The sequence below is a fragment of the Kribbella sp. NBC_00709 genome (assembly GCF_036226565.1).
Lineage (GTDB): Bacteria > Actinomycetota > Actinomycetes > Propionibacteriales > Kribbellaceae > Kribbella.
The window spans coordinates 620,074-633,182 of the sequence record NZ_CP108996.1 but is presented as its reverse complement, the minus strand read 5'-3'; the positions used below and the strand labels follow the sequence as shown (position 1 = coordinate 633,182).

At 69.3% G+C, this 13,109-nt stretch carries 13 protein-coding genes; 10 read left to right on the top strand and 3 right to left on the bottom strand.

The annotated features are described in order from the left end of the window. Positions 1 to 51 precede the first annotated feature (51 nt). The 5 genes from OHA18_RS02980 to OHA18_RS02960 all read left to right on the top strand — a co-directional run bounded on the left by OHA18_RS02980 (position 52) and on the right by OHA18_RS02960 (position 4,895). Positions 52 to 540 carry a GyrI-like domain-containing protein gene (locus OHA18_RS02980; RefSeq protein WP_329001993.1) on the top strand — a complete coding sequence of 163 codons (489 nt, stop codon included), beginning with the start codon at positions 52 to 54 and terminating at the stop codon, positions 538 to 540. Then, positions 540 to 1,595 (top strand): ArsR/SmtB family transcription factor, encoded by a 1,056-nt coding sequence (locus tag OHA18_RS02975; protein WP_329001992.1) that lies wholly within the window; start codon positions 540 to 542, stop codon positions 1,593 to 1,595. Before OHA18_RS02980 ends, OHA18_RS02975 begins: the two co-directional genes overlap by 1 nt. A 72-nt stretch (positions 1,596 to 1,667) precedes the next feature. After that, on the top strand, positions 1,668 to 2,879 hold the full coding sequence (locus tag OHA18_RS02970) for an MFS transporter (RefSeq protein WP_329001991.1): 1,212 nt from the start codon (positions 1,668 to 1,670) through the stop codon (positions 2,877 to 2,879). A gap of 21 nt (positions 2,880 to 2,900) precedes the next feature. Next, positions 2,901 to 4,304 (top strand): MocR-like pyridoxine biosynthesis transcription factor PdxR, encoded by a 1,404-nt coding sequence (gene pdxR / locus OHA18_RS02965; protein ID WP_329001990.1) that lies wholly within the window; start codon positions 2,901 to 2,903, stop codon positions 4,302 to 4,304. Positions 4,305 to 4,400: 96 nt separating this feature from the next. After that, positions 4,401 to 4,895, top strand: a complete 495-nt coding sequence (locus OHA18_RS02960; RefSeq protein WP_329001989.1) for a hypothetical protein — start codon at positions 4,401 to 4,403, stop codon at positions 4,893 to 4,895. Here OHA18_RS02960 and OHA18_RS02955 read toward each other — a convergent pair. Continuing rightward, the gene (locus OHA18_RS02955; RefSeq protein WP_329001988.1) at positions 4,892 to 6,016 is read right to left on the bottom strand and encodes an FAD-dependent oxidoreductase; all 1,125 of its coding nucleotides are present in this window, start codon (positions 6,014 to 6,016) and stop codon (positions 4,892 to 4,894) included. The two genes, OHA18_RS02960 and OHA18_RS02955, sit on opposite strands and share 4 nt — an antisense overlap. Between OHA18_RS02955 and OHA18_RS02950 the strand changes: the two genes are divergently transcribed. Continuing rightward, positions 6,015 to 6,923 carry a LysR family transcriptional regulator gene (locus OHA18_RS02950; protein WP_329001987.1) on the top strand — a complete coding sequence of 303 codons (909 nt, stop codon included), beginning with the start codon at positions 6,015 to 6,017 and terminating at the stop codon, positions 6,921 to 6,923. The genes OHA18_RS02955 and OHA18_RS02950 overlap by 2 nt on opposite strands. An 11-nt stretch (positions 6,924 to 6,934) precedes the next feature. On the opposite strand, the gene OHA18_RS02945 is transcribed toward OHA18_RS02950, so the two are convergent. Then, positions 6,935 to 7,678: an SDR family NAD(P)-dependent oxidoreductase gene (locus OHA18_RS02945; protein WP_329001986.1), complete on the bottom strand. Its 744-nt coding sequence runs from the start codon at positions 7,676 to 7,678 to the stop codon at positions 6,935 to 6,937. Beyond that, the gene (locus OHA18_RS02940) at positions 7,675 to 8,445 is read right to left on the bottom strand and encodes a VOC family protein (protein ID WP_329001985.1); all 771 of its coding nucleotides are present in this window, start codon (positions 8,443 to 8,445) and stop codon (positions 7,675 to 7,677) included. Before OHA18_RS02940 ends, OHA18_RS02945 begins: the two co-directional genes overlap by 4 nt. Positions 8,446 to 8,574: 129 nt before the next feature. Here OHA18_RS02940 and OHA18_RS02935 point away from each other — a divergent pair, with 129 nt between their 5' ends. The 4 genes from OHA18_RS02935 to OHA18_RS02920 are packed head-to-tail and all read left to right on the top strand — an operon-like array spanning position 8,575 to position 13,102. Further along, a complete protein-coding gene (locus OHA18_RS02935) occupies positions 8,575 to 9,918 on the top strand; it encodes an ABC transporter substrate-binding protein (protein WP_329001984.1) in 1,344 nt (447 codons plus the stop codon). After that, complete coding sequence (locus OHA18_RS02930) at positions 9,918 to 10,853, top strand: carbohydrate ABC transporter permease (protein ID WP_329001983.1); 936 nt, start codon at positions 9,918 to 9,920, stop codon at positions 10,851 to 10,853. The genes OHA18_RS02935 and OHA18_RS02930 overlap by 1 nt, the downstream gene beginning before the upstream one ends. Beyond that, complete coding sequence (locus tag OHA18_RS02925) at positions 10,850 to 11,743, top strand: carbohydrate ABC transporter permease (RefSeq protein ID WP_329001982.1); 894 nt, start codon at positions 10,850 to 10,852, stop codon at positions 11,741 to 11,743. Before OHA18_RS02930 ends, OHA18_RS02925 begins: the two co-directional genes overlap by 4 nt. A 27-nt stretch (positions 11,744 to 11,770) precedes the next feature. Beyond that, the gene (locus OHA18_RS02920; RefSeq protein WP_329001981.1) at positions 11,771 to 13,102 is read left to right on the top strand and encodes a GH1 family beta-glucosidase; all 1,332 of its coding nucleotides are present in this window, start codon (positions 11,771 to 11,773) and stop codon (positions 13,100 to 13,102) included. Positions 13,103 to 13,109: the final 7 nt, after the last annotated feature.

The window sequence follows — 13,109 nt, the reverse complement described above, 5'->3', positions numbered from 1 at the left end:
CACCTGGCACGCGCTAGGTTGAGGCCAACACCGAGTTTGGGAGGACGTCGGATGCCGGAGATCGTCGAGGTGCAGGAACGCCCGTACGTCGCGCTGCGGGGCAAGGTCGCGATGGACGGGATCGCCGCGTTCGCGGACCGGATGCGGGAGGTGATCGACTGGCTCGCCGCCAAGGAGATCGCCCCGAACGACGCGCCGTTCTTCAAGTACGACGTGGTCGACATGGACAACGGACTGGTGATGGAGATCGGGTTCCCGGTCGACGACCTGCACTCCGGCGAGGGCGAGATCGTCACCGGCGTCCTGCCGGCCGGCCGCTACGCCAGCGTGAACTACCACGGCCACCCCGACGGCCTGCGCGGCGCCACCGGCGACCTGCTCGACTGGGCCGCTGCCGAGGGCCTGGAGTGGGACGCCTACGGCGACAACTGGACCGCCCGGCTGGAGATCTACAAGTCCGACCCCCGCGAGGTCCCGGACCTGGCCGACTGGGACACCGAACTCCAATTCAAACTGAAGGACCAGGGCGTGTCTCCCTAGTGCCGACTGTCTTGGCCGGCGTCAGTCGGCTCGAGCCCGAGCGGATTCGGCACGTAGCGTCGCCGCTGATCGAGCTGGGCTGCGCCCTGCACGTGCTGGCCGAGCCCACTCACCACAACCGGGTCGAGTGGGCGGCGTCCGTACCGCTGTCGGCTGAGCTGCGCTCCGAGCTGGCGCAGTGGTCCTGGACCGTGCGCGCGGTCCGCGCCCGGTTCTTCGCGACAACAGCTAGTACTGGCATGCCGACGTGGTCCGACGAGCTGGCCGCGCTCCGGTCGCGGCCGCCCGAGGAGGTGGCCGCGGAGCTCGTCCGGCCGTTGCGTGGTCGGCCCTTGAGCAGTCGATCCGTCGACACCGACGCCGTACTGCACTGGGCGCGCAGCCGCGGCCGTTCGGTGGCCGCACTGGTCGAGGCGCTCCTCACGTCTCCCGCCGACCCGGTACGGCGCTTTGCCGACCTGCTGGATGCTTGCTGGCAGGAGTGGTTCGCCGAGGTCTGGTCGTCGTCACGGGACGAGCTGGCTGCTCGTGGCCGGCACGACCGCGACCTGGCGATCCGCGACGGGGCCGGACCGATGCTGCGCTCGCTGGACGGTTCGATCGACCTGCGGGACGCCGACAGCGTCGTCGTACAGAAGGTGCAGAGCAAGCGCATCGACGTCAGCACGCGGTCGCTGTTGCTTGTCCCCAGCAACTACATTGCGCCGCACCTGTTCGTGGGCGAGATCCCGGGCGAGCCGATCACGGTCATCTATCCGGTCAGCGGCCGCAGTACCGCCGTACCCACCGCTCAGCAGATCCGCGCCCGGCTGGATGCGCTCGCGTCGCCCGATCGCCTCCAGGTCTGCCGAGCCGTCGCCAGCGAGCCCCGCACCGCGGGCGAGATCGCGGCGCTCTGGGGTCTTCATCCCACCCAGGTCACCCGCCACCTGCGCGCCCTGACCCGGGCCGGCCTCGTCACCGCCGAACGCCAGGGCCGCTTCGTCGCCTACCGCCTCGACGAATCCGCCCTGACCACCCTCGGCACCGACCTGCTGACCCTCGTCATGCGCTGACTTCCGGTCGTTGGACTGACGGGATCCGTCAATCCACCAGCTGGATCGGGGCGCTGGGCTTTGGGTGAGGACGTGACTTCTCTCCCGCCTGCTGTGCGTCGGTTGATCCTGGCAACGTTGGTGAACACCCTCGGCAACGGTGTCTACGCGGCCGTCGGCGCGCTCTACCTGACCAGGGCGGCCGGCTTGTCCCTCGGGCATGTCGGCATCGGGCTGACCGTGGCCGCACTGATCGGTCTGGTGACGAGCACCCCGCTCGGTGTCGTCGCCGATCGCCTCGGCCCGAACCGCGCGTACGTCGGATTCCTGCTGCTCGAGGTTCTCACGATGACCGCGCTCACCCAGGTCCGTTCCTTCCTCCCGTACGTCGTCGTCGCCGGAGTGACCGCGATCGCGGACTCCGGGCAACGCGGCGCCAAGGGTGCTCTGATCGCCGGGCTGTCACCGGCCGACCAGCGGGTGCGGACCCGGGCGATCCTCCGGGTCGCGACCAACGTGGGGATGGGCATCGGCATGGGGCTGGCCGGGATCGTGCTCGCGATCGACCGGCGTGAGGTCTATGTGATCGCGTTGCTCGCGAACGCGGCGACGTACCTGGTCACGGCGGGGCTGGTCCGCTTCGGCATGCCCGAGGTGGACAAGGTGCCGCGGTCCGGTGGGCCGTCGGGGCTGACCGCGTTGGCGGATCGGCGGTTCCTGGTGTTCGTGGCGCTGGACGGTGTCCTGACGATGCATGCCGCGCTGGCGCAGGTCGGGATCCCGCTCTGGGTGGCGACAGCGACCGACGCGCCGCGGTGGATGATCTCGGTGCTGCTGGTGATCAACTCGGTCGCGGTGATCCTGCTGCAGGTCCGGGTCGCCCGCGGTACCGAACAGCTCTCCGGCGCCGCCCGAGCCGGTCGCCGGGCCGGCCTGTTGCTGGCCGGCGCCTGCGTGGTGCTGGCTCTCACCGACGCGACGTCGGGCGTGGTGACGGTCGGCCTGCTGATCGTGGCCGCGCTGATCCACGTCCTCGGCGAGATGCTCCAGTCGGCTGGTGGTTGGGGCATCAGCTTCGAACTCGCGCCGCCTGGTGCTCAAGGCCAGTACCAGGGCGCGTACGCCATGGGCCGTCAGCTCGGTGACCTCGTCGCCCCGCTGCTCCTCACCACGGTGGCCATCTCCTGGGGCTGGCCCGGCTGGCTCCTCGTCGCCGCTCTGTTCCTGATCGCCGGGCTCCTGATCCCGGGCACCGTGGCGGGCCACCGCGCGAGCATCGAGGAACGCGACCTCGTTGTGAGCTGATTCGTTGGCGAGAATGCCTGCATGGATCTGCATCTGCGGCTGGGGGAGGGTGGGCTGGCTGAGCAGATCTATGCGCAGTTGCAGGAGCGGATCAGCACGGATGTCTTGCCGGCGGGGACGGTGCTGCCGTCATCGCGGGAGCTGGCGGGGCGGTTGTCGGTGTCGCGGGCGACGGTGGTTGCGGCGTACGAACGGCTTGCTGCGCACGGGTTGATCCGGTCGCGCGCCGGAGTCGGGACGGTCGTCACCGGCCAACGCGTCCCCGCGTCGGCCACACCGCCCGCGTCGCCGCTGCGGCCGCGGGAGATCTGGAGCGCCGCGCAACTCGCCGTACCGGATCTCAACGCACCGGTTGCCGAGTTCGACTTCGCGCCGGGCGTTCCGACCCGCACGCAGTTCCCGTTCGCGCGGTGGCGGGCGTTGCTCAACGATCAGTTGCGGACTCGGACCGACGTCAGTTACGCCGATCCGGCGGGCTCGATCCCGTTGCGTACGGCGCTCGCGCGGCACCTGATCGTGAGTCGTGGTGTCCGGATCGCGCCGGAGCAGCTCGTGATCACGACGGGCGCGCAGCAGGCCTTCGACATCGCCGCGCGCGTCCTGCTCGAGCCGGGGGACACGGTGGCGATCGAGGATCCTGGCTATCTGCCCGCCTACCGGGGATTCGTTGCCCACGGCGCCCAGGTCGTCGGAGTGCCGGTGGACGCCGAGGGGCTGGTCGTCGACCGGATCCCGGCCGGGACGCGGCTCGTGTACGTGACCCCGTCGCATCAGTTCCCGCTCGGCATGCCGTTGTCGGACGCACGCCGTACGGCGTTGCTCGCCTGGGCCGCTCGGAACGACGCGGCGATCGTCGAGGACGACTACGACTCGGAGTTCCGGTTCAGCGGGCGTCCGCTCACGCCGCTGCAGTCGACGGACGCGGAGGGACGAGTGCTGTACGTCGGATCGTTCTCCAAGACGCTGCTGCCCGCGCTGCGGGTCGGGTTCCTCGCCGTCCCGGCGACGCTGGGGGAGGCCGCTCGGCGGGCCAAGTTCGTCGCCGACTACGGCACCGGCGGGCATGTGCAGGCCGCGCTCGCCGCGTTCATCGAGGACGGCGATCTCGCCCGCCACATCCGGCGGATGCGGCGCGCGTACGAGCGCAGGCATCACCTGCTGATCAGCACCCTGCGGGAACAGTTCGACGGCGTACTCGAGCCGATCGAGTCCAGCGGCGGCACGCACATGGCCGCACTCCTCACGCCCGGGCAGCCGCCGGACACGACGCTCGCCGCGCGCGCTCTCGCCGCGGGCGTGAACCTCGGGACCGTCTCGCGCTGGGGGATCGAAGGACCCGGTCCTAACGGTTTCGTCTTCGGGTACGGCGCGATCGCGGCCGACCGGATTCCGGCCGGGCTGGCCGCGCTGCGCCGCGTTATCTGATCGAGATTGGACTGGCGCAGTACGTCGCCAACCGGCACCTCCACCGGTCCGGGTCTGTTCCTAGGCTGCCGCGGACACCCACCACAGGAGGACCCGATGAGATCCCTGCGCATCGCCGCCGTTGCCCTCGCCAGTGCCGGCGTGGTCGCCGGCTCGTCCGTCGCCAACGCGCACCCGCGCTGCGAGCAGGTCGACGCAACCATCTACGACAAGGTTGTCGATGTGGGTTGCCCGCCGCCGACGCAGGTCTGCGTGGCCGGCACGGTCCGCGGGGAGCACGGCTTCGACGGGACGAGCGTCTTCGTCCTCGGCTCCCGGGGCGAAGCGCCGCCGACCGCGCCCGGCTATCGCCCGGTCAGCGGGACGATCACGTACACGTTCAAGGACGGCTCGACGCTCACCGCCCTCGAAACCAGCATCGGCAACGTCGACACGACCACCGGCACCGGCCACGCCGGCGGCACCCAGGGATTCACCGGCGGCACCGGCCGCTACGCAGGCGCCACCGGCTACACCTACCTCAACCAGCACTGGCAGACCGACCACTTCGTCACCACGATCCAGGGCGAAGTCTGCCGCCCGCGGAGCTAAGCGGCCTGGGACTTCAGGAGGTCGCGCAGGGAGCGGGCGGCGGTGAAGCCGGCGCGGTTGGCGCCGATGGTGGACGCGGAGGGACCGTAGCCGACGAGGTGGATCCGTGGGTCGGCTGCGGTGGCGGTGCCGTTCACGCGGATGCCGCCGGAGGGCTCGCGGAGATGGAGCGGAGCGAGGTGGGCCAGGTCGGCGCGGAAGCCGGTCGCCCAGAGGATGGCGTCGACCTTCAAGTGACTGCTGTCTGGTGCGGCGACGTCCTCGGCCCACTCGACACCGTCGTTCGTGATGCGGGAGAACATCGGGAGCCGGGTGTAGACGCCACGTTCCCACGCGGCCTGTTCCTGCTCGCGGAGGTGGAGGCCGGTCACGCTCACCACACTGCGTGGTGGCAGGCCCGCACGGACGCGCTCCTCGACCTTCGCAACCACCTGCCGCCCGTACTCCGGGTTGAAGTCCTCGCCCGTCCGCCACTCCGGCTCCCGCCGCGTCACCCACGTGGTCGAGGCGACTTCCGAGAGCTCCGCCAGCAGCTGCACGGCTGACGCGCCGCCACCGACGACGAGCACGTGCTGACCGGCGAATTCTGCTGCTCCGCGGTAGTCGGCGGTGTGCAACTGCCGGCCGCGGAAGGTCTCGATCCCCGGATACCAAGGGATGAACGGCCGGTCCCAGGTGCCAGTGGCATTGACGAGCGCGGCCGCGGAGTACGGCCCCGCTGAAGTTTGCAGTTCGAAGCCGCCGGTGATCTCGCGGACGCTCTCGACCGACACCGGCCGCAGCACCGGCAGGTCGAAACGCTTCTCGTAGTCCGCGAAGTACGAAGGCACGAACGCATTCGCCCGCTCAGACGCCGAGCTCGGCGGCACCGGCACCCCCGGCAGATTCGCGATCCCGTGCACGTCGTGCATGGTCAGCGAGTCCCAGCGGTGCTGCCAGGCGCCACCAGGGGCCGGATTCCGGTCCAGTACGACCACCTCGTCGTACGGCGTGAATCCGAGCCGCACCAGGTGGTACGCCGCCGACAGCCCCGCCTGTCCCGCACCGATCACCGCTACCTCGAGCACACCTGTACCAACGCCCGCCCCGGCCCGCGTCTTCCCGGATACCGTGACGACCATGGATCTCACCACGGCGTACGGCTTCCGGATGGACTGGATCGTGAGCTTCGTGGCCGTCGCCCGGCACGGCGGGTTCTCGGCCGCGGCCAAGGCGACGTTCCGCTCCCAGTCGCGGATCAGCGAGCATGTCGCCGACCTGGAGAAGTCGCTCGGCGTCCTGCTCTTCGACCGTACGACGCACCCGGCCGCGCTGACCCCGGAAGGACGGGCGCTGCTCCCGCACGCCGAGGAGATCCTGAACCGGCTCGGCGACCTGTCGGCGGCTCGGGGGCAGGTCCGGTTCGGCGCCTACCCGAGCGCGGCGGCCTGGCTGTTCCCGCAGGTTGCGCAGCGCCTTCCGGCCGAGGTGCGGCTCCATCTGGTCGAGGGCCCGAGCATCGACCTCGAAGGCGCGCTCGCGCGGGGTGACGTCGACCTCGCGATCCGGCCGGTGCATCCGCTGGTGGCGTCGGAGTCGCTGCAGCACGAGATCCTCTGGACCGAGCCGCTGGTCGCCGTGTTCCAGGACGGCCACCCGCTGGCCGCAGCGCACCAGGTCAGCCTGGGGGAGCTGGCCGAACTGCCGCTGATCTCGATCGGAGAGACGTCGGGTGCACGCCAGTTCGAGTCGCACCTGGCCTTCGCCTCTGCCGGGCTGGCTCCGGAGAGTGTCTTCCGCACCAACCAGCCCCAGACCCTGCTTTCGCTGGTCCGCCACGGCCTGGGCACCGGCGTCACCAATACGCTCGCAGTCACCACCGCGAACCTCGCCGGAGTACGGCTCGTCCCGATCAGTGACGCGGGCGTCGAGCGGCAGGTGGCGCTGTTCGTCCACCGCGATCGGCCCCGCACCCCGGCGCTCGACCAGGTGATCGCCGCGATCCGCGCCGTCCCCGCGCCGACCTGGACCTGGCCGGCCTGGACTTAGCCGACCTGGACTTAATCGAGCTCGGCCGAGCAGAGCTCGAGACAGCGGGCGAGCAAGGCGTCCTGCAACCACGGGTCGTAGGCCTGCGGGTTGACCTCGATCGCCTTGCGGTCCTGGAAGAACGCGCCGGTGACGAGCGCCGCCGGCTCGTCCGACACCGCCAGCCAGGCAGGCGTATCGGCGCCCTGGGCAACGGTCAGCGGAGCGGCGTACCCACTCATCTTCGTGCTCACCCAGCCCGGATGGACCGCGTTGGAGAACACCTCCGGCCACCGCCGGGCCAGCGCGAACGCGAGCGCCGTCATCGCCAGCTTGGAGTCCGCGTACGCCGCGTCCTGCGACCACTCCTGCTCGTGCTGGAGGTCGTCCAGCCGGATCCTCCCGCGCACGATCGAGTCCGAGCTGACGAACACGATCCGCCGCGGCTTCGGTAGCAACGCGGTCAGCAGCAGCGGCGCCAGCGCGTTGATCTGGAAGGTCTTCTCGAACCCGTCCTCGGTCACCGGCCGGCTCTCGTCCTTGCTGCCCCAACCGGCATTGTGTACGACGACCTCCGGCGCGCCGAGCCGAAGTACGTCGGCCGCCATCTCGCGGGTCGATCCCAATGACGACAACTCACCCACCACGTACTGCGAACCGTCGGCACGCTCGGCACTGCGGGCGTGCCGGATCACGTCATGGCCTTGTGCGGTCAGGACTCGTGCGATCTCCGCACCGATCCCGTCGTTCGATCCGGTAACCAGGATCCGGCTCATCGCGAGCCTCCCATCGTGACAGGCACCCCGTCGGGTGCGACCAGTTGCTGCTCGCCCGGCGCATCGACGTACAGCCGGCGCGGACCCAGTACGGCGGAACCCGCGGCGGACAGGTCGTTCGGCACGATCGGCTGGTCGAAACTGAACACCTCGAGCACCGCCTCACCGGCCTGCAGATACGTCATCAGGAATCCCCGGGGATCCCCGTGATGCCGGATGTTCCCGATCACCTCGAACCCGAACCGGTCCCGCCAGAACGCCAGCGCGGCCGGCAGGTCCGACACCGTCACCGCGACATGGTCGAACCGCGGCTGCGTGCCCGCGACCTGCGCCGCCTCGGCCGCAGCCAGGTCCGGCGACGAGATCTCCTGGTAGCTGAGGTTGCCCTGGATGAACTCGAGCCGCGCGCCGTCGGGATCGAGGAAGAACGCGATCCGGACGTCACCGAGTACGTCGAGGGGCTGCGACAGCACCGTCACGCCGGCCCGTTCCAAGCGCTCGATCTGCCGGTCGACCTCGGCCACCTTCATCCCGAGATGCCGGATCCCGCCCTGCAGATCGTCGTTCACCCAGCCGCCTTGGTTGCCCTCGGCCCCGACCTCGACGAGCTCGAGGACGACGGTGCCGCGGCTGAGCAACCGGGTGCGACCACCCGGTCGCGGTGCGTCGGCCAACGGCCCGAAACCCAGCAGATCCTGGTAGAAGTCGAGCGAGCGGTCGAGATCGCGGCAACCGATCTCCACCCGGTGCAGTCCTGGAGGTGGCATGACGGCGACAGTACCGTGACCGCTCACAGAATGGCAGCCCCGAAGTCTTGACAGTCCGCCGGCCGGACCCTGAGTCTGTGATCGCTCACAGAATTCCGTGAGCGATCACAGATCCCCAGGGACGCACCCATGACTCCAGCTGCATTTGACCGCCGCAACTTCCTTCGCGGTGTCGCCGGCGCAGGCCTCGCCGCGGCCCTGCCGACGGCGCTCGCCGCCTGTTCCGGCGACGACGAGCCCGCCGCGGCGCCGCAACCCGCGGGCGATCCGGACGCGCCCGCCAAGCTGACGTTCTGGACCTGGACGACCGGGATCGACAAGGTCGTCGCGATCTGGAACAAGAAGAACCCGAACCAGCAGGTGACGGTCAGCGCCCAGGCCCAGGGCGAGGAACTGCTCACCAAGATCGTCACCGCACACCGGGCCGGCAACCCGCCGGACCTGATCCACGCCGAGTACCAGGCCCTGCCGGTGCTGATCACCAACGGCGTCACCGCCGACCTCAGCGCGCTGGCCGCGGACGTGAAGAGCGCTTTCACCGACGGCATCTGGGGGCTGACCTCGTTCGGCGGCAAGACCTACGCGATCCCGCAGGACGTCGGCCCGATGATGTTGTACTACCGCTCCGACCTGTTCGAGCAGCTCGGCCTCACCGTGCCGAAGACCTGGGACGAGTTCGGCGCACTGGCCGAGCAGGTCCGGTCGAAGGATCCCAAGCGCTACCTGGCCACGTTCTCCTCCGGCGACCCGGGCTGGTTCGCGGGCCTGTCGGAACAGGCCGGCGCGAACTGGTGGACCAACGACAACGGCACCTGGACGGTGTCGATCAACGACGAGCCGACGAAGAAACTCGCGTCGTTCTGGGGCGACCTGGTGAACGCCGGAACGTTGCAGGGCAAGCCGATGTACACGCCGGAGTGGAACAAGGCGATGAGCGACGGGACCCTGCTCACCTGGCCGAGTGCCATCTGGGGAGCGGGTGTGTTGCAGGGCGTGGCGCCGACCACCAAGGGCAAGTGGACGATGGTCGCCATGCCGCAGTGGGACACCGGCACTCCGACGACCGGTTTCTGGGGCGGATCCGCGACTGCCATCGCGGCGAAGTCCAAGCAGTCGGCGCAGGCACAGAAGTTCGTCAAGTGGCTGAACACCGACCCGGAGGCACTGGAGGCGTTCGTCACCTTCGGCGGCATCTACCCGGCCGCGACCGCCGGTCAGTCGACGCCCGCACTGGCCAAGGCGCCGGCGATGATGCCGAACCAGCCCAGCTTCTTCACCGACGCCGCCGCGATCTCGAAGACCGCCCGCGGCTTCACCTGGGCGCCGAACGTGAACGTGACCTACAGCCAGTACAGCGACCTGTTCGCGAAGGCGATCCAGACCAAGGGCGACTTCGGTGCGACCGTCGACCAGCTGCAGGCGGCCTCGGTCGCGGACCTGAAGAAGCAGGGCTTCCAGGTCAAGGAGTCCTGATGGTGGCAGCCCTGTCCGCCCCGGCGAAGGTCAGGCGCCCGCGGCGGCAAGGCGGCGCTGCGCCGTACGTGCTGCTGGTTCCGGCGCTCGTGTTGCTGCTGCTGTTCCTGATCATCCCGATCGGCTACACCGTGTACCTCAGCGTCCGCGCGTCCCGGGTCACCGGCGGCGGGCTCGGGCTGCGCAAGGAGTCGTTCGTCGGGCTGGCGAACTACGTCGGCGCGATCACCGACTCGGCGTACGCCCACTCCGTCCTGCGGATGCTCGGGTACGGCGTCATCGTGGTGCCCGTGATGCTCGGCTTGGCCCTGCTCTTCGCGCTGCTGCTCGACTCGCGCGGAGCCCGGCTGACGTCGTTCACCCGGCTCGGCATCTTCCTGCCGTACGCCGTTCCGGGGGTGATCGCCTCGCTGCTGTGGGGGTTCCTGTACCTGCCCGGGGTGAGTCCGATCCGGGCGGCCTTCGATGCGGTCGGCCTGCCTGCGCCGGACTTCCTCGGCTCGGGCACTGTGCTGTTCTCGGTCGCCAACATCGGCATCTGGGGTGGCGTCGGGTTCAACATGATCGTGCTCTACACCGCGCTGCGTGGACTGCCGGCCGAGTTGGACGACGCGGCCCGGGTGGACGGTGCGAGCGAGCTGCAGATCGCACTGCGGATCAAGGTTCCGCTGATCGCCCCGGCGCTGGTGATGACGGGGATCTTCTCGCTGATCGCGTCACTGCAGGTGTTCAGCGAGCCCTCGACGCTGCAGCCGCTGACCGACTCGATCTCGTTCACCTGGGTGCCGCTGATGACGATCTACCGCGACGCGTTCGTGAACAACGACATCTACACGGCGGCCGCCGCCTCGGTGATGCTTGCCATCGGCACCTTGGCGGTCTCGCTCGCCGTACTGAGCTTCCTGCAGAAGCGTGCGTTCGGGGAGGACCGATGAGCACGGCCGTCCTGACCCGGTCCGACCCGGCCGTCCGGTCCGCCGCCCGGCCACCGCGGCGGACCCGTTACCTGTCGACGGGGATCCTGTTGCTCGGGGCCCTCTATTGCCTGCTGCCGGTGGTGTGGGTGGTGATCGCCGCGACCAAGGGGCCTGGCGATCTGTTCACGACGTTCTCGTTCTGGCCCAGCTTCAACGGCGGCTTCGGTTACAACCTGTCGCACCTGCTGGAGTTCCGCGACGGCATCTTCTGGCGATGGGCGCTCAACAGCCTCCTGTACGCCGGCGTCGGCTCGCTGTTGTCGGTGGCGATCTCGGTGACCGCCGGGTACGCGCTGGCGAAGTACAGGTTCCGGGGCCGGGAGGCGATCTTTCGCTGCATCCTGGCCGGGGTGCTGGTCCCGCAGATCACGCTGGCGGTGCCGCAGTACCTGCTGATGTCGAAGCTCGGCCTGGTGAACTCCTACTGGTCCGTGCTGCTGCCCAGCATCATCAGTCCGTACTGCATCTACCTGTCCCGGATCTACGCCGCGGCAGTGGTGTCCGACGACATGCTGGAGGCCGGGCGGATCGACGGCGCGGGGGAGTACCGGCTGGCGTGGTCGATCGGTCTGCCGCCGATGATTCCCGGCATGGTGACGATCTTCCTGCTGCAGTTCGTCGCGGTCTGGAACAACTTCCTGCTGCCCTACATCATGATCTCCGACGACCGGCACTTCCCGATGACGGTCGGCCTGTTCTCGATGCTCAACCAGGGCGCCAGCCAGCCGGCGCTGTACTCGCTGGTGATCATGGGCGCGTTCCTGTCGGTGCTGCCCCTGATCGCGCTCTTCCTGTTCCTGCAGCGCTACTGGCGCATCGACCTGGTCAGCGGCGCCGTCAAGGGCTGACTCTCATACCAACTCGGAAGGACCTCCATGAGTGACGCACGCTTTCCCGACGGCTTCGTCTGGGGTGCGGCGACCGCCGCGTACCAGGTCGAGGGCGCCGTGGACGCGGACGGCCGTGGCCAGTCGATCTGGGACACGTTCTGCCGTGTCCCGGGAGCGATCGCCGGTGGCGACACCGGTGACGTCGCCTGTGACCACTACAACCGGTACGCCGAGGATCTCGAGCTGATGGCGGACCTCGGACTCGGCGCCTACCGCTTCTCCGTCGCCTGGCCGCGCGTGCAACCCGATGGTGCCGGTGCGGTCAACCAGAAGGGCCTCGACCACTACCGCCGAGTGGTGGAGGAGTGCCTGGCGCGCGACGTCGTACCGTATGTCACGCTCTACCACTGGGACCTCCCGCAGGCCCTGCAGGACAAGGGCGGCTGGCCCGCGCGCGATACGGCGTACCGGTTCGCCGACTACTCCGCTGCCGTGCACGATGCCCTCGGCGACGTGGCGAAGCACTGGATCACCTTGAACGAGCCGAAGGTGTCGAGTCACGCCGGCTACGGCAGCGGTATCCATGCCCCCGGCATCAAAGATTCGGTACTGCGCGACCGCGCCGTCCACCACCTGATGCTGGCGCACGGGCTGAGTCTGGAGGTACTGCGCGGTGGGAGGCACGCTGCCGGGCAGCAGGTCGGCATCACGCTGGATGTGAGCCCGGTGGCGCCGGTCACCGACTCCCCGGCTGACGTTGACGCCGCCCGGCGACTGGACGTCGACAGTCACGTCCTCTTCCTGGATCCGGTACTGCGGGGGAGCTACCCGATCGCACTGGACGGCGTGCAAGACGGTGACCTCGCACTGATCTCAGCGCCGATCGACTTCCTCGGGATCAACTACTACCGGCGGATCCTCGTACAGGAAGGCCGCACCGGCGAGCCGGAGACCGTCCTGCCCGACGGCGTCCCGGTGACGTCGGTGAACTGGCCCGTCCAGCCCGACGGTCTACGTGAGGTCCTGGTCGACCTGAAGACCGCGTACGACCTGCCGCCCGTCTACATCACGGAGAACGGTGCCGCGTACGACGACGCACCGGCAGCGGATGGCACCGTCGACGACCCGCAGCGGGTGGAGTACCTGCACGGTCACCTGGCAGCGCTCCGTACGGCGATCGCTGCAGGAGTGGACGTCCGTGGGTACTTCGTCTGGACGCTGCTGGACAACTTCGAATGGGCCGAGGGGTACGCCAAGCGCTTCGGCATCGTCCACGTCGACTTCGCGACTCAGACTCGGACGCCGAAGACCAGTGCGGGTTGGCTCGGTCAGGTGGCGCGCGCCAACGCCCTACCGCCGGACGGCAATACGGCCTGACATGATT

What these genes read in the sequence shown, in the direction of transcription:
- pdxR (WP_329001990.1), top strand. Translation starts at nt 2,901, where the DNA reads ATGGATCTGCATCTGCGGCTGGGGGAGGGTGGGCTGGCTGAGCAGATC.
- OHA18_RS02935 (WP_329001984.1), top strand. Translation starts at nt 8,575, where the DNA reads ATGACTCCAGCTGCATTTGACCGCCGCAACTTCCTTCGCGGTGTCGCC.
- OHA18_RS02955 (WP_329001988.1), bottom strand. Translation starts at nt 6,016, where the DNA reads ATGGTCGTCACGGTATCCGGGAAGACGCGGGCCGGGGCGGGCGTTGGT.
- OHA18_RS02920 (WP_329001981.1), top strand. Translation starts at nt 11,771, where the DNA reads ATGAGTGACGCACGCTTTCCCGACGGCTTCGTCTGGGGTGCGGCGACC.
- OHA18_RS02925 (WP_329001982.1), top strand. Translation starts at nt 10,850, where the DNA reads ATGAGCACGGCCGTCCTGACCCGGTCCGACCCGGCCGTCCGGTCCGCC.
- OHA18_RS02980 (WP_329001993.1), top strand. Translation starts at nt 52, where the DNA reads ATGCCGGAGATCGTCGAGGTGCAGGAACGCCCGTACGTCGCGCTGCGG.
- OHA18_RS02950 (WP_329001987.1), top strand. Translation starts at nt 6,015, where the DNA reads ATGGATCTCACCACGGCGTACGGCTTCCGGATGGACTGGATCGTGAGC.
- OHA18_RS02945 (WP_329001986.1), bottom strand. Translation starts at nt 7,678, where the DNA reads ATGAGCCGGATCCTGGTTACCGGATCGAACGACGGGATCGGTGCGGAG.
- OHA18_RS02930 (WP_329001983.1), top strand. Translation starts at nt 9,918, where the DNA reads ATGGTGGCAGCCCTGTCCGCCCCGGCGAAGGTCAGGCGCCCGCGGCGG.
- OHA18_RS02940 (WP_329001985.1), bottom strand. Translation starts at nt 8,445, where the DNA reads ATGCCACCTCCAGGACTGCACCGGGTGGAGATCGGTTGCCGCGATCTC.
- OHA18_RS02960 (WP_329001989.1), top strand. Translation starts at nt 4,401, where the DNA reads ATGAGATCCCTGCGCATCGCCGCCGTTGCCCTCGCCAGTGCCGGCGTG.